Origin of the sequence: Pseudoalteromonas sp. Ps84H-4 (genome assembly GCF_024124645.1) — a bacterium.
Classification (GTDB): domain Bacteria; phylum Pseudomonadota; class Gammaproteobacteria; order Enterobacterales; family Alteromonadaceae; genus Pseudoalteromonas; species Pseudoalteromonas lipolytica_C.
In genome coordinates, this window is record NZ_JAMXSK010000019.1 from 1 (window position 1) to 23,696 (window position 23,696).

The following is a 23,696-nucleotide window of genomic DNA, read 5'->3' on the forward strand; positions in this document are numbered from 1 at the left end:
AGTCATAAAGGGGCGAATACATTAAAGTGACCAGGGGTAGCTCCCCAAATAGAGTCCGTATATAAGCCAGCATCTAATCTTTATTTAATAAATACTCCGTTGACAAAAAACGGGGAGTCCATATAAGGTCACAGAGAGCATAGAGGAAGAGAAGGAGAGACCAAACTTTTTAAATATTGGTTTCTCTGTGTAGCGCCTTGGTGTGCTCTGTGGTTCAAATATTGTTTTTGCACAATGAGAAGTGAATGAGGAGAGAATGAGGTAAACCACAAGATTATTTTTACTTTCTCTAAAGCGTAACGCCTTTGTGAGTTAAAGAGCATTTTATAACCACAGAGGTCACAGAGAGCATAGAGATAGAGAAGGAGAGACCAAACTTTTTTAAATATTGTTTTCTCTGTGTAGCGCGAAGCGCCTCGGTGTGCTCTGTGGTTCAAATATTGTTTTTACACAAAGTGAAGTGAATGAGAAAAGAATGAGGAAACCACAAAATTATTTTCTTTTGAGCGAAGAGAGTTGTAACTAACTGTGAGTTATAGAACTTTTTATAACCACAGAGGACACAGAGAGCATAGAGGAAGAGAAGGAGAGATCAAACTTTTTAAATATTGGTTTCTCTATGTAGCGCGAAGCGCCTCGGTGCGCTCTGTGGTTCAAATATTGTTTAAACACAATGAAAAGTGAATAAGGAAACCACAAGATTATTTAGTTTTCTCTATCATTTAAATTTCATTTTTGTATTAACTTTTTAAACATGAACAACTAACTAATTTAGTTAATTAATGCTATATTGGCGTTAACAAAAAATTCTAATAATTCTTCATGGATTCGAGTTATGCTAAAGGCGAACACTTTACTCATTAGCGGGTTAGCAACCCTTTGCGCTCCTGTGCTAGCTTCAGAAAAAATTAATAACTATCAATCTTTTACTGGCTATACTGGCCTAATAAACACTCCTAATGCAAATGTAATTGAGGTTGGTCATATCGACCTTGGTTACAACAATATGCTTGATCTAAGAGGGCGGGAGTATATTGATGGCCATAACTTTATTTTTTCTGCTGGTTTATTTGACGGCTTCGAGGTTAGTGGCCAAATAGCAACTGAGTCTATAAACGATAATATGTTTTATTCTGAGGGTAAGGGGCAGTTAAGAGATTTGTCTTTTAACGCTAAGTACCAATTGCCGTACATACCTAAAGATTGGTTTACAGTGGCTGTTGGTGCAAAAGATATCGGCGGTGCAGCAAATAACTACGAAACTTACTACGCAGTTGCCTCAAAAGAGCTATGGGATTTTAGATTTTCAGCAGGTTACGCAGTAAGTGACCGTTTAACAGGCCAAATGGATGGCCCTTTTGCTGGTATTGAATGGCAACCATTTGACTGGTTTGCACTGCAAGCAGAGCATGACGCAGATGCATTTAATGCAGCCGTAAAAGTCACAGTGCCTAAAAAATGGCTATACAATATCGGCGAGTTAACATTCACTAGCCGTTTTTATAGTAATACAGAGCACAGTGAAGAAGACACTTCATGGGGTGTTAACTTTAAAATGCCATTATTCTCAAAACCTGAGTATGAGGCTATAGAGAGTGCGCCAGAGCCTGTGGTATCTGAAAGTGATGAACTAGCCTACTTTAAACTTAACGCTAATAAAGAACCTGTAACTATAAAAGATCCTAACGCGCACCGTTATTTCGAAAGCAATAAAGAAATGACAAGGCAAGCTGCAACGTTAAAGCATGCTTTAGTTAAAGATGGTTTCGAAAGTGTACAAGTTGGCTTTAATAACGATAAGCAAATTGTTGTTAAGTTTGAAAACTCTACTTTTAATCGTAATGACCTTGATGCAATTGGTTTAGTGCTTGGCCGAATTTCGCAATATGTAAGCAGTGAAGGCATTGAGTTTAATGTTTTTATGTCTAAGCAAGATATTCCTCAACTTAGTCTAAAAGGTAATGTAGACGAGTATCGCGAGTTTATTCTTTCGCAAAAGCATCCTGAAGTAGTTGTTTATCAAGGTACTATGCCACTGCCAAGAGCGCTTACTTGGGTTGGTTTAATGAATACTAACTCGCCTTATTTTAAACCTCGTGTAACCTTTAGCCCGGCACTTACAAATGGCTATGCTACTGAGCTAGGTTTGTATGACTTTTCATTAGCAGTTCGTGCTGATGTAGACATACCTCTATGGCAAGGCGGCGGTATTAACCTTGGTGGTCAAATTAATGTAGCAAATAGTGACGACTTTGATGAAGATGCGCCATTTAGGTATTTCCGAGAAGAGTCAGAATTTGATAGAGCAACACTTTACCAAACATTTGCATTACCTTACGGCATTTATAATCAAACTCAGGTTGGTTATTTTAAAGATTACCAAGACTATATGGGTATTCAAAACGAAACAGCTTGGCTAAGCCCTGAAGGCCGCCATAAAGTGAGTGCCAATATTGGTTATTTTGATTATCAAGATTTTGATGCTAATAAAGATACTCAAGTTGTGTCTTATCAATATAATTGGGTTGAGCGTGATATTACGTTACATGCCGAAGCAGGTAACTACTTTTATGATGACTCTGGCTTTAAAGTAGAAAGTCGTTTTTGGTTTGGCGATAGTTACCTTGCTGTATATGCACAAGATACGAACGTAAGAAAAATTGGTTTTGCTTTTAGTATTCCACTTTCACCACGTAAAGATATGTCGGTGACACGTTATGGACAAGTTAAGGGTTCAGAAGCTTGGCGACACTCAATTAGCTCTCAAGTTGGTGAGTCTCATAATAACTTAGCATTTAATAGAGCCTACTTACCTTCTAACGCAGTTAGTCTTGATCGTAAGTATCTGAACCAAGGTAGGTTATCTAAAGCATATTTATACGCTAACTTTAGTCGCTTGAGAGATGTTTATTTAGAATATAAATAGTGGTTGGTGTTGTTTTTGGAACAAAAAAATTAAATTCGTCACAACAATTTATTTTTTGTAATTCTAATTGCTGGATTGTAAATATTATCTATAATTTTTATTGAGCCTTTTTTAGTAAAATAAAGGCTCTTTGTGTAAAATGATAGTTGCAAATGTTGTGATTGTTATTTAACCTATTAGGTAGCAGTGGGAAATCATTCTATATAATACTTTTAGCTATGGGTTTAGCTAGTGATTTCTCTTATATCTCGACCTTATTTGATACGTTTATTTTAAAAAGGAATAAAAGGACTCCCTATGTTTACTAACAAAAAAACGCTACTAGCAATGTCTGTAGCATCTGTTTTTGCTCTTTCAGGCTGTTCGAGTGATGACGACAAAAATGAGGTCGTGCCAGATCCGATTGATCCACCTACAGAAGTAGTTGTTCCACCTGAAGCGCCAGCTGAACTTGGTGCAGTTGTAAACGGTAACATTGTTGACAGTGCTACATTAAATGTTGTTCCTTCAACTGTAATGTTTTTCGAAAACGGTGTTGCTTCTACTAGTCTTGTTGACGAAGAAGGCAATGCAGTTACTTCTGTTACAACTGAAGATGGTAACTTCTCTTTCTTACTTAAAGACGGCGCAGACGTAAATTCAGTAACTGCTGTTGTTATGGCTGATTCTTATGTACAAAAAACATTTGTAATCGACCTTTCAGAACTAAGTGAAGGTGACTTAGAAGTATTACTACCAGTAGTATCTGAAGAAACGGAAGGTCTAGCTGTTGAAGAAACTAGCTCTACAGTTTCTGGTGGTAGCTCTGCAGATCCTATCACTGGTGGTGTTGCAAATGGTAAAGCTACAGCTGCAGTAACTGTTCCTGGTGGTACAGTTTTACAAGATGCAGACGGTAACCCAGTAGAAGGTGACTCTGTAACTCTTAGCGTAACAGCTGCTGATACAAGCTCATCTGCAGGCGCTGCTATTACTCCTGAAGGTTTAAATGCTGGTTCTACAACTACAGTTAAACAACCTGTAGGTGTTGCAAGTGTTGAAATGGTTGACAGCAACGGCGTTAAAATTAAGAAGTTCTCTCAACCAATTACAGTTTCAATGGCTATCCCAGCTGACAAAGGTGTTTCAACTGGTGATATGTTAACACTTGTTTCTCAAAACGAAGACACTGGTGTATGGACAACTGAAACTCAGCAAGTTGAAGTTAAAGATCTAATGGCAGATGGCAGCTTCTACAATGCTAGCTTCATGACTGATCACTTAACTTTCTTTGCTGCAACTACTGAAACTGCTATTTGTGCAAATGACCAAGTTACTATTAACTTCAGTGAATCTGTTGCTAAAGGCTTACAGTTAAAATTTGAATCTGAGACTGATTCATTAACTAAAGTACTTAAAGCTAGTGAAGTTGATTCAGTAACTATTTCTGGTAAAAAGTTTGCAGCAGATGGTACTGCTAGAATCACGTTAGTAGACAAGAAGACTAATGATGTTTGGTATGACTCAGTTAATGAGGAAGCTATTTGTGGTACTACAATTAATGCTTCTGTAACTGCACCTGCTGAAGTTACTCTTGTTGATTCAGTAGTTACTTTAACTACAACTTGTAGCAATGACGAAAGTGCAGCACCAGTTACAGCTACTGGTTCAAACGTTAAATACTACTTAGATCAAAATAAAGCTAGAGAGAAAGCAACATCTAATGGTGGTGGTGTATATACTCTAACTAACATGATCGAAGGTGAAACTTATTTTGTTAGTGTTAAGTACTCTGGTGCGCTAGCTTCTCTTAATGCTAATGGTGGCGTTGTTGAGCAAGTTGAAGCCGGTTCAGATGTTACTATCAACCGTGCAATCACTTGTGATGTAACTACAAGTGCTAACTAATAGATTTGTTAGTAATACCTAGGGCTTAACAGCCCTGCCATGAAAAAAGCCGCTTTAAGCGGCTTTTTTTTGTCTGCTTTTTAAGAACCTTTAGCCCATCTTGAGCTTACTCTGATGATCTGTGCCATGAAAGCCTACCGTTGGCACTATTGTTTTCATTACGCGCGTTAAGAGCATCAGTGAATATAATCTCTTTATAATTATTTGGTTTCTCTGTGGTTCAAATATTGTTTTACACAAAGAGAAGTGAATGAGGTAAACCAATAACTTACTTAATTTGTTTTCCTCTAAAGCGCAGCGCCTCTTATCCTCTTTGTGAGTTATAGCTCTTTTTTCTAACCACAGAGGACACAGAGAGCACAGAGACAGAGAAGGAGAAACCATTATCTCTTTGTTGATAGTGGCTTCTCTGTGTAGCGCGAAGCGCCTCTGTGTTCTCTGTGGTTCAAAATGTTTTGTTGCTTGGGAGTTTAATGTAAGACGTGCCAAGCAAGCGTGACGCCTACGGTTTATATTGCGCGATGTAAAATCGCGCCTACGATAACTAGCAACTCTAACCTTTATTTATCTCTAAAATCGCTTTTAAAGTATGTTCTTTTTCAAGAATATCACGGTAAAGAGCAAACTGATTACGGGCACGCTCTAAGTTATGGTTTGCATGCTTGGTAGCAAAGTAATTATCGCCATCAATAAAGTCTGTTAAAAAGCGCAGGCCGATCATAAAGGTCATTACCTTTGTGCCTAACCAAAAGCTTTCTTTTTCAGTGTCGGTGATCACATCTTTTAAAGGCTCAACATAACCTTTTACAATCGCTGCAAATATCTCTTCACGAACACGAACATTGCTCAAATTAGTAGAATCTTCTTGCTCAGGTGAGCAGAAGGTGCGCACCATATCGCCAAAATCAAATAACCAATAACCCGGCATACAGGTGTCTAGGTCAATTACTGCTTTAGCATCGTCAGATTGTGTGCAAAACAGCATGTTGTTAATCTTAGTATCATTATGGCAAGGTCTAAGTGGGATCTTACCCTCAAGCTCTTTAAGTTCAGTTACTAAACCTTGTTGTGCTAAACAAAAGTCAATATCGTCTTGGCAAAGCGCTACTCTGCTTGCTGGGTCTTTTGCTAACACGTTTTTGAACGCGTCAAAACGCATTGCTAAATTATGAAAATCAGGGATCACATGATGCAACTGATCAGCCTGAAAATCTTGTAAGGCTAAAGCAAATTGTCCAAATGCATTGGCTGCAGTTTGTGCTTGCGATATGGTTGCTACCACATCTTCACTGTAGCTGCCGCCAATAAATTCGAGTGCGCGCCAAACGCCTTGATCACACTCAACTAAAAAGTCATTTTGAATGGTGGGCACATGACGAATAATGTCGAGGTTATATTCACCATTGTCGTGCTTTTCAGTTAAATGCTGTTCAATTAAGCGAGCATTTTCAACAAGTTGTTCAGGATTCGGAAAAACGGTTGTATTTAACTTTTGAACCACAAGTGCTTGATCATCTGCTTTTAATAGCATGGTGGTATTTATATGGCCATTGCCAATCGGTTTTAGGCTAATATCCACTTTATTTAGGCCAAAACACTCTGATAAGTGTTCTGCAACAGGGTTAGACTTCATAGAAAGTTCACTTTTAAAATGCGTTTGAACAGCTGTGGTTGCTGGTTGTTCGTCCATGATGTAATTCATAAAGCTTTTTCGAAACCTTTTCTAGCTCTTCTCTGTAAGTGACGCCATACCAGGCTGATTGCGCTTGATAGACCATGACAGATTGTTGATTGTTTTTAACAGCAGTTTGGATTTGATCCGGTAAATAATACTCTTTTGTGACACCGTTGTCATTATGTTCTAGGAATTGCGCAAAGCCTATTTCTAACTCGTTGAATATGTTTGGCGTTACTCCCCAAAAACTCATAGAACCTAGAGCTTCGTGCGAAATTACTTCGCGCTTACCCTGAGGGTTGTCACCATATAAGGTCTTATCTTCAAGTTTTATATTTAAATACTCAATCACATTAGTAAGTTGTTGATGTTCATTCACTTCACAAACACCACGATTTACACCACCTTGTTCAGAAAGTGTGTTTTTGATTGGAAAACCAACCATGGCCCAATCGTTATTATTTTTAAAGTGTTTAGCCATTATTTCAAAAGAGGATGCCCCATAATAATCATCAGCAGTGATGACAATAGCGGGGTTCTTTACATAGGGCTTTGCACATAACAGAGCATGCCCAGTTCCCCAAGGCTTAATACGATCTTTCGCTAAGTGGCTGTACTGCTCAGGTACCATACTAATTTCTTGTTCAACAAGCACAACCTCAAGTGATTTAGGTAAGCGAGGCAGTATGGTTGCTTCAAGTTCGGCGCGGATTTTTTTATTTATGATGATAACAGCTTGGCTTACACCCGCTTTTATTGCATCACGAATGCTTAATTCCATTATGGTGCAGCCCAACCCTGGGATCTCTGCTATTTGTTTGTTTCCGCCAAAACGACTACCAAGCCCACCGGCTAGTACGATTAAAGTAAGAGAGTGTTGTGTCATTGTGTGAATAAGTTAAAAAATAAAGGAAAAGAGTACCAGAAACCCCAAAGGAAAAATATTATTGCGAGCTAGCAAACGCAAAGAATTATTTTAAACGATTGAGGAATTCAAGAAGCTTTAAACGGAATGGGTGATGCATGTAGGAGGTACTTTAGTGCCGAAAATATTTTTACAATGAGATCTGTGGTTAAACATGTTTTTATACTATTTTCACAAAGAGAAGTGAATGAGAAAAGAAAGAGGTAAACCAAGAACTTACTTAATTTTTACTTCAAAGCGCAGCGGTTTTTATCCTCTTTGTGAGCTAAAGATCTTTTTCCTAACCACAGAGGTCACAGAGAGCACAGAGGAAGAGACTATAATCTCTTTATAAATATTTGGTTTCTCTATGTAGCGCGAAGCGCCTCGGTGTTCTCTATGGTTCAAATATTTTTTACACAAAGAGAAGTGAGTGAGGAAGTGATAATGATGTTTTTTGTTTTCTCTCAAGCGCAGCGCCTCTTATCCTCTTTGTGCGATTAGATGTCTTTGATGTAGGCGTGAAATTTATTTCGCGCTTTCTTGTAGGTCGTGCTTTAGCGCGTCATTGATAAAACGTACGTAATATCTTGTCGCCATAAATGACGACTTACATTAACAAAATCGCATCTTGCATCTTGCATCTTGTGCTTTAAACCTAATAGCTTCATATTTACGTAGGTGGTATATTCCCTATGTGGTGATTAACCCCTTTAGGTAGAAGATTTAATGGCAAAAGATAGATATGCGCCAAAGGCTCTTGGCGATATTATGGCGGGCTTGAGTGGTCGTTTAGCGTCTTATGCTGGTAAAACCCAAGGCCTTTCGAGCCAACAAACGATTTTAGACGAGTTTTTAGGTGAAACGCTTTCCAAAAAATGCCGGGTAAGTAATTACCGCGATGGTACTTTGATGATTGAAGCGGTTTCTGCACCGATTGCACTGCGTTTAAATTATTTAAAAATGGATATGCTCTCGCATTTTCGTGCCGCTGGCATGGTAGAGCTTGGACAAATTAAAATTACCGCCAACCCACAAGCTACTCAGCGCTTATCTACATCAAAAGAAGCTGAAAAAAAACCGCAATCAAAGCGCCATATGAGTGAGCAAACGGCAGACTATTTAACAGCTATCGCTGCTGACGCCCCTCCATCGTTAAAAGAAAAATTAGAGCGCTTAGCCCAACACGGGCGGAAAAAATAAGTAAAGCCATCAGCTTTCAGCCGTCAGTTTTGAGTTGCCCAGCATTGTCTGTTGGTTATGTGTTGATGTGCATGATTAGCGTTGTATGGCAGGCGCGCCAAGCAAGCGTGACGCCTAGGGTTTATGCGCGATATAAAATCGCGCCTACAATTGAGCTCCTTTTTTCATCCCTGATCTTGATTTTATTTCAATTGTCGCCATATCTACTCAGTGGTCTTGTTTTCACCTTTTTTATGGGGTTAGATCAAAGATTATGGCTGATTTTTAAATTTTCTTGCCGAAATTCCATATCTTCACACACAGAAGGTTTGATGTTGCGCAGACTCTGGTATGATAGCGCACGAAATAAGCGGTGTTTTGAACAGCGTACTGATAAATTGTTAATTAATATGCCCTACATCATGAGCATAAGCGCATATTAATTATCAATTGAAGAAAGTGGGTTAGCTAATGACTAGCTAACAAAGAATATATTGTAACGGTTTTATCATGATATCTAATTTATTTACCAAGATTTTTGGTAGTCGCAATGACCGCACTATTAAAAACCTAAGAAAGACGGTCGCTCTAATTAATGCGCTTGAAAAGCAATTAGAAGCGCTTTCTGATGAAGATTTAAAAGCAAAAACAGCTGAATTTAGAGAGCGTTACGATAACGGACAAAGCCTAGATGATATCTTACCAGAAGCATTTGCTGTGGTACGTGAAGCATCTAAGCGTGTAAATGGCATGCGTCACTTCGACGTACAGCTACTAGGTGGTATGGTGTTACATCAAGGTCGTATCGCAGAGATGCGTACCGGTGAAGGTAAAACACTTACTGCAACATTACCTGCATACCTTCGTGGTTTAACAGGTAAAGGTGTTCACGTAATTACAGTGAATGACTACCTTGCAAAACGTGACGCCGAAACTAACCGTCCATTATTTGAATTCTTAGGCCTAACAGTAGGCTGCAACGTACCAGGCATGATGCCACAGCAAAAGAAAATCGCTTATGCTGCCGACATTACTTACGGTACGAATAACGAATTTGGCTTTGATTATCTTCGCGATAACATGGCATTTAGCATTGAAGAACGTGTGCAACGCCCACTTTACTACGCAGTAGTGGATGAGGTGGATTCAATCCTAATCGATGAAGCGCGTACGCCGCTTATTATCTCAGGCCCTGCAGAAGACAGCTCTGAGCTTTACATCGAAATCAACAAAATTGTGCCAGAACTTGAGCTACAAGAAAAAGAAGATGAAGAAGGCGTTGAAGGTGACGGCGACTTCACTATCGACGAAAAATCTAAGCAAGTTCACTTAACTGAACGTGGCCAAATCAAAGTTGAAGAACTATTAATTGAGCGTGGCTTAATCGAAGAAGGTGATTCACTTTACTCAGCTTCTAGCATCACATTATTAAGTCATGTGTATGCGGCGCTACGAGCTCACAAGCTGTATCAAAAAGACGTTGATTACGTTGTTAAAGAAAACGAAGTTATCATCGTTGATGAGCATACAGGCCGTACAATGGAAGGTCGTCGTTGGTCAGAAGGTTTACACCAAGCTGTTGAAGCAAAAGAAGGTGTGCGCATTCAAAACGAAAACCAAACATTGGCATCAATCACATTCCAAAACTACTTCCGTTTATACGACACATTAGCGGGTATGACAGGTACAGCAGACACCGAAGCGTTTGAGTTCCAGTCTATCTATGGTCTAGACACAGTAGTAATGCCAACTAACAAACCGATGATCCGTGACGATCGTGCTGATCTTGTCTATTTAACACAAGAAGAGAAGTACGAAGCAATTCTTGCTGATATCAAAGATTGTCAAGAACGCGGTCAACCGGTACTTGTGGGTACGATTTCTATCGAAAGTTCTGAGTACTTATCGCAGTTCTTACGCAAAGAAAAAATTAAGCACAACGTACTTAATGCTAAGTTCCACGCGCAAGAAGCAGACATTGTTGCCGATGCAGGTTTACCTGGCACAGTAACCATTGCAACTAACATGGCCGGTCGTGGTACCGATATCGTGTTAGGTGGTAACTGGCACAGCGAAGTTGAAAAGCTAGAAAACCCGACTGATGAACAAATCAAAGCGATTAAAGATGAGTGGCAAAAACGCCATGATGCAGTAATCGAAGCGGGTGGTTTACACATCATTGGTACTGAGCGTCACGAGTCTCGTCGTATCGATAACCAGTTACGTGGTCGTTCTGGTCGTCAAGGTGATGCGGGTTCAAGCCGTTTCTATTTATCAATGGACGACGCGCTAATGCGTATCTTCGCTGGTGAGCGCATGACTAACATGATGCGTAAACTTGGTATGCAACGTGGCGAAGCGATTGAGCACCCTTGGGTTAACCGTGCAATCGAAAACGCACAACGTAAAGTTGAAGCACGCAACTTCGACGTTCGTAAGCAACTACTTGAGTACGATGATGTAGCAAACGACCAACGTCGTGTTGTTTACTCACAGCGTAACGAGCTACTTGAAGAAGGCGATATCTCAGAAACTATCACAGCAATTCGTAGCGACGTTCTTAACAGTACGATTGACCAATATATTGCACCGCAAAGCTTAGCTGAAATGTGGGATATTCCTGGTCTTGAAGAGCGCTTAAAACTAGACTTCTTAATTGAGCTACCAATTTCACAATGGTTAGCTGACGATAGCAAACTATACGAAGAAAAACTTCGTGAGCGTATCGAAGAAGCGGTTGAGCAAGCATACAAGCAAAAAGAAGAGATGGTAGGTGAGTCTGTACTTCGTCAATTCGAAAAAGCGATTATGCTACAAAGCCTAGACCAACACTGGAAAGATCACTTGGCAGCGATGGACCACCTTCGTCAAGGTATCCACTTACGTGGTTACGCACAGAAGAATCCAAAGCAAGAGTACAAGCGTGAGTCGTTTGAGCTGTTCTCTGAAATGCTTGAGAACTTAAAAATCGACGTTGTTGGTATTTTAAGTAAAGTGCAAGTTCGCGCAGAAGAAGATGTTGAGAAAGTTGAAGAACAACATCGTCGTAGCGAAAATGCACCACGTGAATACCAACACGAAGAAGCTGAGCACATTGGTGGCGAAACACCAGAAGGTGCTACAGTAACTCATCGTGCAGAGCCTAAAGTAGGCCGTAACGAGCCTTGCCCATGTGGTTCAGGTAATAAATTTAAACAGTGTTGCGGTAAATTAAAGTAACCATAATACGCTGATAAAAAAGCGACGCTTGCGTCGCTTTTTTTATGATTGAGGAATAACAAATGACAAAAAAAGTAGTGCATGTTGCTGTTGGCGTTATTTATAAAGATCAGCAGTTATTTATTTGTAAGCGCCCAGACGACAAACACCAAGGCGGCTTGTGGGAATTCCCTGGCGGTAAAGTAGAGCAGGGCGAAAGTGTGTTTGCAGCACTTCAGCGTGAGCTGTTAGAAGAAGTAAACCTAACCGTAAACGGCAGCGAAGAGCTAATGGTTATCGAGCATGACTACGGCGATAAATGCGTGCGCTTAGATGTGCACATTGTTGATGATTTCACAGGCACTGCTCATGGCGCAGAAGGCCAACAAGGTAAGTGGGTTGCACTGAGCGAGCTTGATGATTACAGCTTTCCAGCTGCGAATGTTGAGATTATCGAAAAGATAAAGCAGAGGTTTGAGCTGTAAGCTTTAAGCCGAACGGTGTTGTTGGTGGGAGATGCGTGTAGGAGGTACTTTAGTGCCGAAAATATTTTCACAAAGAGAAGAGAATGAGGAAGTGATAATTATGTTTTTTGTTTACTCTAAAGCGCAGCGCCTCTTGTCCTCTTTGTGAATTAAAGATCTTTTTCTAACCACAGAGGTCACAGAGAGCACAGAGGAAGAGATCTAAATCTCTTAGTAAATATTTGGTTTCTCTATTGTTGTGGTCAACTAATTCCGGACAGTGAATTAAGTTTTTCTTCTGCTATAGGAGGGGCAACCATTTGATTATGGCTATGTGGCCTGTGCCAGTTATAATAATTCATCAAATAATTACTAATATCTTTTTCAGCTTCTTGATAATTACTATAACCTAATGAGGGAACCCATTCTGTTTTTAAACTTCTAAATAGACGCTCCATTGGCGCATTGTCCCAACAATTCCCTCGGCGACTCATACTTTGCTCTATCCGGTAGCGCCACAGTCTTTGTTGAAACCTTCTTGCGTTGTACTGACTACCTTGATCTGAATGAAACATCAGTCCAGATGGTTTGCCTCGTTGTTCGTAAGCCCTATCTAATGCTTTAATAACTAAGTCAGTGTCAGTCTTATCAGACATCGCCCAACCAACCACACGGCGAGCAAACAAATCGATAATAACAGCCAAATAAGACCACTTTTTACCCGTCCAAATATAGGTGATATCCCCACACCAAACTTGATTTGCGCTATTTACTTTAAACTCACGATTAAGTTTGTTTGGAATATCTGGTCGTTCCGCCGTCGCTAATTTATATGAATGAGGCCCTGGTTGTTTACAGACCAACCCCATATCACGCATGATACGGCGTACCTTAAAAACGCCTACAGTTAAATCAGCGTCTTTTAGCATCACCGTCAACATGCGGCTACCAGCAGCTCCACGACTGAGTGAAAATAACTCGTTAATTGTTGATCTAAGCTGCACCTCTTCAAGTTTAATTGATGTCACACGCTGCTTAAAATCGTAATAACTCGAACGCGGAACATTCAATACGCTACAGACCATTTCCACTGACTCATGCTCACTTAATTGGTCTATCAACGAATATTGTTTATCTCGTCTGACATTAAGAGAGCAGTAGCCTTTTTTAAAATTGTTTTTTCTCTTTCAAGCCGATTAACTTTAGCTTCAAGCTCCTGAATTCTAAGCTGCTCAGGAGTAAGCGCTTTAGAATTTGGTGTTGTGCCACCACGCTCTTCTTGTAATTGCTTAACCCAACGTCGAAGGGCTGTTTCACCGACTTCTAGTGAACGAGCGGCTTCTGGAAATGAGTATCCATCATCAAGGACTAATTTTGCTGAATTAAGTTTAAACTCTTGAGAAAAAGAGCGACGTTGTTTTGTCATAGAACACCTCTGTTTGAGTGGTAATAATACCACCTAAATTAGTGTCCGGTTTCATTGAAGCACAACAAAGATCTTTTTCTAACCACAGAGGACACAGAGAGCACAGAGGAAGAGATCAAAATTTCTTAGTAAATATTGGTTTCTCTGTGTAGTGCGAAGCGCCTCGGTGTTCTCTGTGGTTCAAATATTTTTTGCACAAAGAGAAGTGAATGAGAAGAGAATGAGGAAGTGATAATTACGTTTTTTGTTTTCTCTAAAGCGCAGCGCCTCTTGTCCTCTTTGTGAATTAAAGATCTTTTTCTAACCACAGAGGACACAGAGAACAGCCATTTGTTCAACACCAAGGCTAGTGCTTATTTATAACCGTTAGGGTTTTTACTTTGCCAGCGCCACGTATCTTGCATCATCTCGTCAATGCCGCGCTCAGCTTGCCAGCCAAGCTCCTTTAGCGCCTTTTCTGGGGCAGCGTAACATGCAGCAATATCACCCGCTCGGCGCGGCGATATTTGGTAAGGAACAGCTTGTCCGCTGGCTTTTTCAAAGGCATTAACCATTTGTAATACCGAATAACCATTGCCTGTGCCAAGGTTAAATACGTGCGCACCTGTATCACTAGCAATGCGGTTCAGCGCTTTTAAGTGACCAAGTGCTAAATCAACTACATGAATATAATCACGCACGCCCGTGCCATCTACCGTATCGTAGTCATCACCAAATACACCTAGCTTTTCTAATTTGCCAACTGCCACCTGAGAAATATACGGCAGTAAGTTGTTAGGAATGCCATTAGGGTCTTCACCGATTAGTCCCGACTCATGCGCACCAACAGGATTAAAGTAACGTAAAATTACAAAGGCAAAGCGTTCATCCGATTTAGCAATATCTTGTAGCATCATCTCAACCATGAGTTTTGATGTACCGTATGGGTTTGTTGTGCCACCAACAGGGAAGTCTTCGCGAATTGGTAAGCTTGCTGGGTCGCCATAAACCGTTGCTGATGAGCTAAATACTAATTTGAATACACCTGCGTCGCGCATTGCATCAACCAGCGTTAACGTGCCTTGTACGTTGTTTTGGTAATACTCAATAGGTTTAATAACCGATTCGCCCACTGCTTTTAAACCTGCAAAGTGGATAACGCTGTCGATTGAGTGCTCACTAAAGATTTTATCTAAACAGGCTCTATCTAAAATGTCACCTTGGTAAAACGTGACATCTTTACCCGTGATTTTTTTAACACGAGCCAATGACTCATTTGATGAATTGCTTAAATTATCAAGTACAACAACATCATTACCCTGTTGTAATAATTCTAATACGGTATGTGAACCGATATATCCGGCTCCGCCGGTAACTAAAATGGTCATAAGATTTCCATAAACTATACCTGATTAAATTAGGCTTATTTCATCATATTTCGCGTTAAATTACATGAATAAAATGTGATTATTATTCTGTATGGCAAGGTGAGGTAGTTGTTTTTGATTACACTTTATACCATATTGGTTACACCTAGCTGATTACATATTAAGCTATAGTTAATCGTCAGCTGCTAAATTTTTAAGCACTAGCTAAACCTGTTAACTGGAGAATATGATGAATATAGTAAAAAAAGTTGCGTTAGCGCTTATGGTTACGCTCCCGGCTTTTGCTCATGCAGGCGAAGCAAAAGTTAAATGGCATGACTTTAATGATTATCGTGATGTACGCCCAGGGAATAACTCACCAAAAGGCGCATTTCATAAAAATGTGGCAAATAATTTTGAAAAACACTTTAACAAACTAGCTGAAAAGCTACCCGAAGGTTATACCTTTAATGTTGAGGTGACAGAGCTCGATCTAGCTGGTGATGTGCGTTTTGGTACCATGAATGAGCTACGTATTATCAAGCCAATTTACTTTCCGCGTATCGACCTAAATTATTCAATTACCGATAAAAACGGTAAGGTCGTAAGCGAAGCAAACGATGTAAAACTCAAAGATATGGGATTCATGGATCGTATGAAGATGGGTCGTGACGAGGCTTATTATTACGATAAACGTTTAATTACTGATTGGTTCGAAGATGAGCTATTACCGTCGTTAAACCTTGATGAATAAACTTAGTCACTATGTGGCTGTAGCAGTAAGTAAATAGTACAACTAAATACATATTTAACTGCTGCTACAACTTATAAATTTCATTTTATTGAGACTACCGTATATAAGTTTTTCTTTTAGCTTATTCGTTTAACGTTCAATACCTAAAGTACTAAAAGTATTCATAGTCTTGATCTTGGTTACATTTTGAACCATATTATTATTCTATTACATGATTTTTACTTGGTGTTCACACTATACATTTTATAAATGTTGATTATGTAATAGTTTGAAACCTATGGAGAAATGGAATGATTAAGATCAATAAAGCTTTACTTGTAACTAGTTTACTTTTACCTGCTTTTGCCTACTCTGGTGAAGCCGAAGTAAAATGGCAAAATTTTGATGACTACAGTGATGTGCGCCCAGGGAGTAACTGGAAAAAAGAAAATTACTATAACAGCGTTAAGCGTAACCACGAAAAAACGTTTAGAAAATTAGCAAGTAAATTACCTGATGGTTATGTTTTTTCTGTTGAGGTAACAGATTTAGATCTTGCTGGTGAAGTACTGTTAGGTAATGGCAATGGCAATAGTACCGAACCTCGCGTAATGTCATCTACATACTCACCTAAAATTACCTTAAATTATACAGTTAAGAGTAATGATGGAAAAGTTGTTAGCCAAGATAGCAACTTGAAACTTAAAGATATGAGCTATCTAGATGGTATCGTAATGCGTTACAAAGATTCATACTATTACGATAATAAACTGATAGCCGAGTGGTTTGAGGATAAACTGCTTCCGTCAATTGACTCAGCTGAATAAATACGCTTTTATGGCAGCAACTTTATATCGAGTGTTTTTGCTTTTGTGTGCATAATTAACAAGATATAAAAGCGCTGCCAAAATTAACTATATGAGTTTTAACGATGAATATACTCATTGTTAAACTTATGGCTAAAGATCCACTTTCACTTTTCCGTTAGTTTACTTAAACGTCGCTAACAGTTGTAATAGCTGTTGCAGTTTAATAACGGTTTTTTTCAGTTTTTCTTCGTCCATACCGTCGTTGCTTAAGCTTTCTACATCAGCAGCAACATCGAGAACGTAAGGTTTAAAGCGTTTAGCTTCAAAATCAAAGCCAGCATCTTTTGCAAATAAGGCTGTGAATTTGCCGTGCCCTTGCTGCTGTAAGTCATCTAATTTTTTATCGGCATCAAGTGCCTGACGGTAAACGATTTTTAGGTTAGCATTTAGCTGTTCTATAATTGAATCCATTTTTTTCCTAAAGCTTTAGACTGCAATGCCGATATAGTACGTGGATTGTCATAAAAAGTCAGGTAATGAACTATGAATATATCAGGATCAAGCTTACCAGCGATGAGTGGCGGTGGTGAAAGCGCCGAAGTTTACAGCGCATCGCTTGCTAAAAAACAGCAAAAAGCAGAAGGTGCAGCAGCTCTAGCGCTAATCGAAGGTGCAGCCACATCGAGTGCAGCAGCGCAAACACCTGCTAAGTCGGTAACTGCGACACTAGGTAATAACGTTAACGTATACGTTTAACTAGATAGGGCGTGTTGACCCTTTATGATTGATTTTGCAGCAGTGTGTTTGGTATTTAGGCAAAGCAGAGCCTATGCAGTGTGGTTGTTCCCCATAAATAGGCGATAACGCAGCATTAATGCCAAACACGCGCTGCCCTTCGGGTTCTTCCTAGGGGCGATTAACTCTTTGTTACTCGATTTTTACTTAGCCCACTAGGTTACAAATCTCGCGCCGGGATTAAATCGCCCCTAGAGTGAACAAATTTCAATCAGCAAAGGTCAACACGCCCTTAGATCGATTGGCGTTTTACTTTTTTCGCCGCCGATCTCGCGCACCAGCTTAGGAACCAAGAACCCCGGCAATGCTGCCAGCATAGCCGTAACGATTTCTCGTGCCTGACTCTCAGCTATATCAAAGTGGCTGGCACCTTCCACTTTATCTAGTAGATGTAAGTAGTAAGGTAATATATCGGCCTCGAACAGTGCCTCACTTAGCGCAACTTGCGACTCAACAGAGTCATTCACATCTTTTAGTAACACCGCTTGATTTAATAAGGTAACACCCACAGCTTTTAATTTTTGCATAGCCGCTTTAAAGTCATCATCAATTTCATTAGCGTGATTGATATGGTTTATAAACACCACTTTTAACGATGATGCAGCAAAGCGTGCACATAGCTCATCAGTAATTCTTGCAGGGATCACCACAGGTAAGCGGCTGTGAATACGTAGGCGTTTAATTTGTGGTAGCTGTTCGAGCTCATCCATAAACCAACTAACGGCATCGTCTTTGGCCATCAAAGGGTCGCCGCCACTTAAAATGACTTCGTTAATATTGCTGTCGGCTTTTATATAAGCCAGTGCATCAATCAAGCTGCGTTTGTTTAATTGGTTTTCTTGATACGGGAAATGGCGTCTAAAACAATAGCGACAATTTACCGCACAACCGGTTTTAAACATCACTAAAACGCGAGAGCGATACTTGTGTAACAAACCAGGCTGGTTGTTATCTTGCTCTTTTAAGGGGTCTTTGTCGTAACCTGTTTTTGCTAAAAATTCTTGATGGCGAGGCATCACTTGCAGCAAAAGAGGGTCGTTTATGTCGCCATAACGCATTTTTTTGATAAAAGGCAGCGGCACACGGACAGGAAAAAGACTGCGTGCTTTGAGGTCTTTTTCGTCTACTTTGCTTGATAATCCTAGCATTTCTAGCAAGCGTTCAGGACAAGTGACAACATTTGCCAATTCTTTTTGCCAGTTTTTATGCAAATTTACTTCATTTCTTTGTATCATTGACACGTAGATTACTCGAAATTATTTAGACAGAGGAAACGATGGCGAATTATAGCACCAATGAGTTCAAGGGCGGCCTAAAAATTATGTTAGACGGCGAACCTTGCAGCATCTTAGAAAATGAAATGGTAAAACCAGGTAAAGGCCAGGCGTTTAACCGTGTTCGTATTCGTAAACTTATCACAGGTAAAGTACTAGAAAAAACGTTCAAGTCAGGTGAGACCGTTGAAGGTGCAGACGTAATGGATACCGATTTAGCGTATCTATATACTGACGGTGAGTTCTGGCATTTCATGAACAACGAAACATTTGAGCAAATCGCTGCTGACGAAAAAGCACTTGGCGACAACGCTAAATGGTTAGTTGAAAATGACGTATGTACAATCACGCTTTGGAACGGTAACCCAATCGCCGTTACTCCACCAAACTTTGTTGAACTAGAAATCACTGACACAGATCCAGGTCTAAAAGGTGATACAGCAGGTACTGGCGGTAAACCAGCAACATTAAGCACTGGTGCTGTTGTTCGTGTTCCTCTATTCGTACAAATCGGCGAAGTGATCAAGGTTGATACACGTAGCGGTGAATACGTGAGCCGCGTTAAGTAATAGGCTTTGTTAAGCAATTTATTATAAAATCCCAGCTTCTGCTGGGATTTTTTTTGAGAAACAGTTTATGTCTAAAGCCCTTTGGCAACCAAGCGCCGATATTGAAACTTTACGCCACCGTGCCGCCATCATTCGCCGTATTCGCGAGTTCTTTTATGCACGCGATGTTATGGAGGTTGAAACACCAAGCCTAAGTGCAGCCAGTGTAACCGACGTGCATTTAGCGACATTTAGTACCGAGTTTGTTGGGCCTGGTCATGCTGGTGGCTTACCACTTTATTTGCAAACGTCACCTGAGTTTGCCATGAAGCGTTTACTTGCTGCGGGCTCTGGGGCTATTTTCCAGCTGTGCAAAGCCTTTCGAAATGAAGAGGCGGGTAGCCATCATAACCCTGAATTTACGATGCTTGAGTGGTATCGTCCGGGTTTTGATGAATTTGCGCTTATGGATGAAATGGATGAGCTTATGCAATTGGTGCTTGGCGTAGAAAGCGCAGAGCGACTAACTTATCAGCAAGCCTTTATGAACGCCTTAGGTGTAGACCCTTTAACTGCTGATATCAGCACATTGCAGCAACTAGCAACAGAGCAGGGCTTTGCCGATATTGCCGCGAATGAAACACATCGCGATACCTTGTTACAGCTATTATTTTGTATGAAGGTTGAGCCAACTATTGGCCAAGAAAAGCCTTGTTTCGTTTATCATTTTCCAGCTTCGCAAGCAGCTCTTGCACAAATTTGTCAGCACGATGAGAGAGTAGCAGGGCGCTTTGAGTTATATTTCAAAAATATGGAACTGGCAAACGGCTTTAATGAGCTGACCAATGGCAAAGAGCAAGCAGCTCGTTTTAGTGAAGATAATCAGTACCGTGAAGCAAATGGCTTAAAGCAAGTGCCAATGGATGAGCGTTTAATAGCTGCTCTAGAGCATGGTTTGCCGCAATGTGCGGGTGTCGCATTGGGTATTGATCGACTCATTATGCTGGCAACGAATAAGAAAAAGATCAAAGACGTGATCGCTTTTGATGTTGAAAGGGCTTAAATGTAGGAGCGGGTTTAACCCGCGATTTTCATTGATTTTAAAAGCGCGACATAAAGTCGCGCCTACGGTTTATAGCTCGTAAATAAATGTCACACCGGCAACCATAGGTTCGCCAAGTTGGGTGTAAGTATGAGTGGTGTAACCATCTAATGGGTCGTTACCAAACTCAAAGCCACGAGTTGGTACGTCTTCATCAAATAAGTTGCGTGCCCATGCATTAATGCTCCAATTATCACTTTCATAACCAAACGAAGCATTTACCAAGTTGGTGCTTGGTGCTTGTGAGTTATGGCTGTCAGAGAAGTAATAATCGTCTTTGCCCTCTACACCAATTGATGCGTAAAGTGCTGGCGTAAAGTTATAACGCGCAGTGAATGCATATTGGTATTTAGGTGCTTGTGCTTGGTCACGGCCATCTTGATCAAGGCCTGATTGTGCAACAAAGTCATTGATTTCGGTATGTAAATAACCTGCACTACCCGTAAGTAGTAAATTGTCAGTGGCTTGGAAGCTACCTTCAATTTCTAAACCGTAGTTTTCACCAGAGCTGGCATTATCGATATAGCCTGTGAATTTTTGACCTTCAACCTGCCACGATTTTAACTGCATATCTTCGCGATACATGTAGAAAGCGGCAAGACGTAACACAAACTTATCGTCTAGTGAGCTGCCTTTCACACCAAACTCACCGCTCCAAAGGTATTCAGGGGCAAATGATGTGTGATTAGCAAAGAAATCAGCATCTAGATTTAAGCCTTCATCTTTTGCTTTTGCTAACGCTTCAGAATTAATGCCGCCGGCCTTATAGCCACGAGTAATGCTGGTGTAGATCATGGTGCGATCAATCACTTGGTATTCAAGTGCAAGCTTACCGCCCACCATGACATCATCAGTTTCTTCAATAAAACCGTTGTTGTCGGTGTAGTCGCCTTGATACTGCTCGACACGCAAACCCGTAATTAAGGTTGTTTTTGGACCAATAGGTGTTGCTAGTTGGCCATACGCTGCAATATTGCTGGTTTCATAATTTGATGCAAATGGTTGCGCCAGCCAAGTGTATTGGCGTTCTAAATCAACTTCGCGGCCTTGGTAGTAAATACCGGCAACCCACTCTCCAGACTTACCGCTAAATTGCAGCTCGGCTGCTTGATCTTGACGATCGCGAAAGTAAGCATCTGTTGAGCTATAGCCCCATTCATGCAAGCCTGCAGCACATAACTCTGGTTGGGCTTCATCATTACACACCCAGTCTTCGTCGTAGCTGTATAGCAGCTCGCTGTCGATACCTGAAAGGTTTAGGCTAACATCAAACCAATCGAAGCCGGTGTAAATGTTGGCAAGGCCAACCGCAATGCTTTCTTGGTTATCTTGGCCTGGTTCATCAGCCACACTGTAACGGCTGTTATCCAAGGTGAAGGCGTCATAGCCGTTATTAATATCAATGTAATGAACGCTCAGTTCAGTACGTAGGTGATCGGTCAATTGGCTGTGTAATTTAAAGCGAGAAACGAGCTCATCTTGTTGTTGGGTATCTTCGCCTAAATAACGATTTTCAACATAGCCATCAGACTCACGTTTATAAATACTTGCGCGCACTGCTGTGTCGTCGGTAATACCCGTACCTGCGGCAATACCTGCTTCATAGCTGTTGTAGTTGCCCGCACCTAATTGTACTTTCACACTTGGGTCAAGAGTGGGTATTGCAGATTCCATTTGAATCATGCCAGCTAAGGCATCAGCACCAAAGCGAGTTCCTTGTGGGCCGCGATAAATTTCTACCTGGTCGATATCAAATAACAGTGAACTGCCGCCTAAACCAGAGTAGTTGATGCCGTCGATCACTAAGCCAACCGAAGGATTAATTGGGTCTACAAACTGTGAGCGTAAACCTACACCACGAATTTGCACGAAACGTCCACGAGATGCCCCTGAGGTAAAGTTTACATTCGCTGCACTAGCAAGCATTTCATCTAAAAACTTTGCACCACGTTGATTGATTTCATGGTCTGAAAACAAACTAGCACTGGCACTTAATGTTTGAATGCTTTCTTTTTTGAAATCACCGGTAACTACAATCGTTTCCAACTCACCATCTTCAGCGTAGGCAATCGAAGATGCTGCAAATAAAGGCAGGATGGCAGCAGATAATAATGATAAACGTCGTTTCATGTGGATTCTTAACTCCATTTTCGGGACTGCTATTCTAGCAACCTAGCTAGCCAAATGGCTATAAAATCAATTTTTATGGTATAAACGCAGGCAATTATACGTAAATTGATTAGGAATACGACTATGACCTTTAAAGTCGACTTTAAAGTGCGTGATTATGAGTGTGATTTACAAGGTATTGTAAATAACAGTGTTTATTTTAATTACTTAGAACATGCTCGCCATGAATTTTTACATGCTCAAGGTATCGACTTTGCAAAGCTAGCAAGAGAAAAAGTGAATCTTGTGGTGCTTCGCAGCGAAATGGATTACAAGGCATCACTTGTGCCGGGTGATGAATTTTACGTTGCCGTTGAGCCTGAGCGTATCAGCCGTTTAAAGTTTGCGTTTAGGCAAACGGTGTATCGCAAACATGACGATAAAGTGATGCTACAAGCGTTAGTGATTGGTACGTCGGTAAATGAAAAAGGTCGTCCTTTTTTACCAGAAGAAGTCGATAACTTATTCAAGTAAGCGAGAGTGTTTCAAAAAAATGGGGCTTAGAACAATTTTTTACAGATAAAACATGTTTTTTTAACGATCAAAGCAGTCAAATATTGTTACTATTATGGTATTGGAATTTGAATTGTAAAAAATATGAAGCGTTTAGCCGTACCACTTTTGTTTGTATTATTTTGTCTAGGGTGTTCATCAACCAGTACAGTCACAAGTGAACAATTAAAATATACTCAGTGGCAGCTATCAAAGGTGAATGGCTTAAGTCTTGATGTGTCGCAAAGTGCATCAATGCGATTTATTGAAGCAATGCAAATAAATGGCTTTGCTGGCTGTAATAAATTTTTTGGCGAAGCAGTTCTAACTGACGATGATTCAATTGTAGTAAACAAGCTAGGCATGACACGTAAATCATGCGGTGAGAAAGCTGATGAACTCGAACGTAGTTTGTTAACCGCGTTAAGAGAAGGTGCAGCCATTAAGCTTGAAGGTGAGCAACTGACTTTGCAAGGTACGCACCGCTTTACCTTTATCGCTAAAAACTAAAGCGCATGTGCTTGCAGCAAATTTTTAACTAACGTACACTCATTGCGTTAATAAAAAATAACGAATTTAAACTTGTCGGAGTGCCTTTAACAAGGCTGAGATCGCGAAAGCGGGATCCGTGAACCTGATCAGGCTAACACCTGCGTAGGGAACAAGCTGCCTCACTAGGCGCTTGTGCGCCAAATTTTGGGGCATAAGCGGCACAGGCTGCACTGGTAAGCATTTAACTTACTAACGATCCAATGGCGTTTGCCAC

General features: G+C 40.5%; 19 protein-coding genes and 1 riboswitch. Of the genes, 12 read left to right on the top strand and 7 right to left on the bottom strand.

The features are described 5' to 3' along the window. Positions 1-835 precede the first annotated feature (835 nt). Together NH454_RS15800 and NH454_RS15805 are read left to right on the top strand one after the other, a co-directional pair. Positions 836-2,926, top strand: coding sequence for a YjbH domain-containing protein (locus NH454_RS15800; RefSeq protein ID WP_253039636.1), 2,091 nt, complete (start codon positions 836-838; stop codon positions 2,924-2,926). Positions 2,927-3,223: 297 nt separating this feature from the next. After that, entirely contained in the window at positions 3,224-4,813 is a 1,590-nt protein-coding gene (locus NH454_RS15805) for a hypothetical protein (protein WP_253039637.1), read from the top strand. Positions 4,814-5,366: 553 nt separating this feature from the next. On the opposite strand, the gene NH454_RS15810 is transcribed toward NH454_RS15805, so the two are convergent. Together NH454_RS15810 and NH454_RS15815 are read right to left on the bottom strand one after the other, a co-directional pair. Continuing rightward, a complete protein-coding gene (locus NH454_RS15810) occupies positions 5,367-6,446 on the bottom strand; it encodes an aminoglycoside phosphotransferase family protein (RefSeq protein WP_199526678.1) in 1,080 nt (359 codons plus the stop codon). 13 nt (positions 6,447-6,459) lie between these two features. After that, positions 6,460-7,374 (bottom strand): NTP transferase domain-containing protein, encoded by a 915-nt coding sequence (locus tag NH454_RS15815; RefSeq protein ID WP_253039638.1) that lies wholly within the window; start codon positions 7,372-7,374, stop codon positions 6,460-6,462. A gap of 747 nt (positions 7,375-8,121) precedes the next feature. Between NH454_RS15815 and NH454_RS15820 the strand changes: the two genes are divergently transcribed. From NH454_RS15820 to mutT, 3 genes are all read left to right on the top strand, one after another. After that, positions 8,122-8,595, top strand: coding sequence for a DUF721 domain-containing protein (locus NH454_RS15820; protein ID WP_135923392.1), 474 nt, complete (start codon positions 8,122-8,124; stop codon positions 8,593-8,595). A 489-nt stretch (positions 8,596-9,084) separates the two neighbouring features. Next, positions 9,085-11,793: a preprotein translocase subunit SecA gene (gene secA, locus NH454_RS15825; protein WP_135923393.1), complete on the top strand. Its 2,709-nt coding sequence runs from the start codon at positions 9,085-9,087 to the stop codon at positions 11,791-11,793. 62 nt (positions 11,794-11,855) lie between these two features. Next, entirely contained in the window at positions 11,856-12,257 is a 402-nt protein-coding gene (mutT, locus tag NH454_RS15830; protein ID WP_138558968.1) for an 8-oxo-dGTP diphosphatase MutT, read from the top strand. Between the two features lie 242 nt (positions 12,258-12,499). Here the strand turns inward: mutT and NH454_RS15835 are convergent. Continuing rightward, positions 12,500-13,662, bottom strand: a protein-coding gene (locus NH454_RS15835; protein WP_253039639.1) for an IS3 family transposase whose coding sequence is annotated in 2 segments (ribosomal slippage) — positions 12,500-13,407 and positions 13,407-13,662 — 1,164 coding nt in all. Because the reading frame shifts where the segments join, the coding sequence is not laid out codon by codon here. 353 nt (positions 13,663-14,015) lie between these two features. Then, positions 14,016-15,029, bottom strand: coding sequence for a UDP-glucose 4-epimerase GalE (galE, locus tag NH454_RS15840; protein ID WP_135923395.1), 1,014 nt, complete (start codon positions 15,027-15,029; stop codon positions 14,016-14,018). A 229-nt stretch (positions 15,030-15,258) separates the two neighbouring features. Between galE and NH454_RS15845 the strand changes: the two genes are divergently transcribed. Beyond that, a complete protein-coding gene (locus NH454_RS15845; protein WP_135923396.1) occupies positions 15,259-15,762 on the top strand; it encodes a DUF3016 domain-containing protein in 504 nt (167 codons plus the stop codon). Positions 15,763-16,052: 290 nt separating this feature from the next. Beyond that, positions 16,053-16,568 (top strand): DUF3016 domain-containing protein, encoded by a 516-nt coding sequence (locus tag NH454_RS15850; RefSeq protein WP_253039640.1) that lies wholly within the window; start codon positions 16,053-16,055, stop codon positions 16,566-16,568. A gap of 162 nt (positions 16,569-16,730) precedes the next feature. Here NH454_RS15850 and NH454_RS15855 read toward each other — a convergent pair whose 3' ends face one another. Further along, entirely contained in the window at positions 16,731-17,021 is a 291-nt protein-coding gene (locus NH454_RS15855) for a hypothetical protein (protein WP_054561134.1), read from the bottom strand. A gap of 72 nt (positions 17,022-17,093) precedes the next feature. Between NH454_RS15855 and NH454_RS15860 the strand changes: the two genes are divergently transcribed. Then, positions 17,094-17,306 (top strand): hypothetical protein, encoded by a 213-nt coding sequence (locus NH454_RS15860; RefSeq protein WP_135923398.1) that lies wholly within the window; start codon positions 17,094-17,096, stop codon positions 17,304-17,306. Between the two features lie 260 nt (positions 17,307-17,566). Here NH454_RS15860 and epmB read toward each other — a convergent pair whose 3' ends face one another. Continuing rightward, positions 17,567-18,580: an EF-P beta-lysylation protein EpmB gene (gene epmB, locus NH454_RS15865; protein ID WP_253039641.1), complete on the bottom strand. Its 1,014-nt coding sequence runs from the start codon at positions 18,578-18,580 to the stop codon at positions 17,567-17,569. 41 nt (positions 18,581-18,621) lie between these two features. Between epmB and efp the strand changes: the two genes are divergently transcribed. Next, positions 18,622-19,188 (top strand): elongation factor P, encoded by a 567-nt coding sequence (gene efp, locus NH454_RS15870; RefSeq protein ID WP_135923400.1) that lies wholly within the window; start codon positions 18,622-18,624, stop codon positions 19,186-19,188. 67 nt (positions 19,189-19,255) lie between these two features. Continuing rightward, positions 19,256-20,230 carry an elongation factor P--(R)-beta-lysine ligase gene (epmA, locus tag NH454_RS15875; protein ID WP_138558212.1) on the top strand — a complete coding sequence of 325 codons (975 nt, stop codon included), beginning with the start codon at positions 19,256-19,258 and terminating at the stop codon, positions 20,228-20,230. Positions 20,231-20,299: 69 nt separating this feature from the next. On the opposite strand, the gene NH454_RS15880 is transcribed toward epmA, so the two are convergent. Then, a complete protein-coding gene (locus NH454_RS15880; RefSeq protein ID WP_253039642.1) occupies positions 20,300-22,399 on the bottom strand; it encodes a TonB-dependent receptor in 2,100 nt (699 codons plus the stop codon). Between the two features lie 123 nt (positions 22,400-22,522). Here NH454_RS15880 and NH454_RS15885 point away from each other — a divergent pair, with 123 nt between their 5' ends. Together NH454_RS15885 and NH454_RS15890 are read left to right on the top strand one after the other, a co-directional pair. Next, positions 22,523-22,912 carry an acyl-CoA thioesterase gene (locus NH454_RS15885; protein WP_054561129.1) on the top strand — a complete coding sequence of 130 codons (390 nt, stop codon included), beginning with the start codon at positions 22,523-22,525 and terminating at the stop codon, positions 22,910-22,912. A gap of 123 nt (positions 22,913-23,035) precedes the next feature. Then, on the top strand, positions 23,036-23,440 hold the full coding sequence (locus NH454_RS15890) for an META domain-containing protein (protein ID WP_135923403.1): 405 nt from the start codon (positions 23,036-23,038) through the stop codon (positions 23,438-23,440). 66 nt (positions 23,441-23,506) lie between these two features. After that, positions 23,507-23,608: riboswitch (TPP riboswitch) on the top strand. Positions 23,609-23,696 lie beyond the last annotated feature (88 nt).

Coding starts and splice junctions, on each gene's coding strand:
- NH454_RS15815 (WP_253039638.1), bottom strand. CDS start 7,374: ATGACACAACACTCTCTTACTTTAATCGTACTAGCCGGTGGGCTTGGT.
- galE (WP_135923395.1), bottom strand. CDS start 15,029: ATGACCATTTTAGTTACCGGCGGAGCCGGATATATCGGTTCACATACC.
- epmB (WP_253039641.1), bottom strand. CDS start 18,580: ATGATACAAAGAAATGAAGTAAATTTGCATAAAAACTGGCAAAAAGAA.
- NH454_RS15810 (WP_199526678.1), bottom strand. CDS start 6,446: ATGAAGTCTAACCCTGTTGCAGAACACTTATCAGAGTGTTTTGGCCTA.
- NH454_RS15890 (WP_135923403.1), top strand. CDS start 23,036: ATGAAGCGTTTAGCCGTACCACTTTTGTTTGTATTATTTTGTCTAGGG.
- efp (WP_135923400.1), top strand. CDS start 18,622: ATGGCGAATTATAGCACCAATGAGTTCAAGGGCGGCCTAAAAATTATG.
- NH454_RS15845 (WP_135923396.1), top strand. CDS start 15,259: ATGAATATAGTAAAAAAAGTTGCGTTAGCGCTTATGGTTACGCTCCCG.
- NH454_RS15820 (WP_135923392.1), top strand. CDS start 8,122: ATGGCAAAAGATAGATATGCGCCAAAGGCTCTTGGCGATATTATGGCG.
- secA (WP_135923393.1), top strand. CDS start 9,085: ATGATATCTAATTTATTTACCAAGATTTTTGGTAGTCGCAATGACCGC.
- NH454_RS15850 (WP_253039640.1), top strand. CDS start 16,053: ATGATTAAGATCAATAAAGCTTTACTTGTAACTAGTTTACTTTTACCT.
- NH454_RS15885 (WP_054561129.1), top strand. CDS start 22,523: ATGACCTTTAAAGTCGACTTTAAAGTGCGTGATTATGAGTGTGATTTA.
- mutT (WP_138558968.1), top strand. CDS start 11,856: ATGACAAAAAAAGTAGTGCATGTTGCTGTTGGCGTTATTTATAAAGAT.
- NH454_RS15800 (WP_253039636.1), top strand. CDS start 836: ATGCTAAAGGCGAACACTTTACTCATTAGCGGGTTAGCAACCCTTTGC.
- NH454_RS15805 (WP_253039637.1), top strand. CDS start 3,224: ATGTTTACTAACAAAAAAACGCTACTAGCAATGTCTGTAGCATCTGTT.
- epmA (WP_138558212.1), top strand. CDS start 19,256: ATGTCTAAAGCCCTTTGGCAACCAAGCGCCGATATTGAAACTTTACGC.
- NH454_RS15855 (WP_054561134.1), bottom strand. CDS start 17,021: ATGGATTCAATTATAGAACAGCTAAATGCTAACCTAAAAATCGTTTAC.
- NH454_RS15880 (WP_253039642.1), bottom strand. CDS start 22,399: ATGAAACGACGTTTATCATTATTATCTGCTGCCATCCTGCCTTTATTT.
- NH454_RS15860 (WP_135923398.1), top strand. CDS start 17,094: ATGAATATATCAGGATCAAGCTTACCAGCGATGAGTGGCGGTGGTGAA.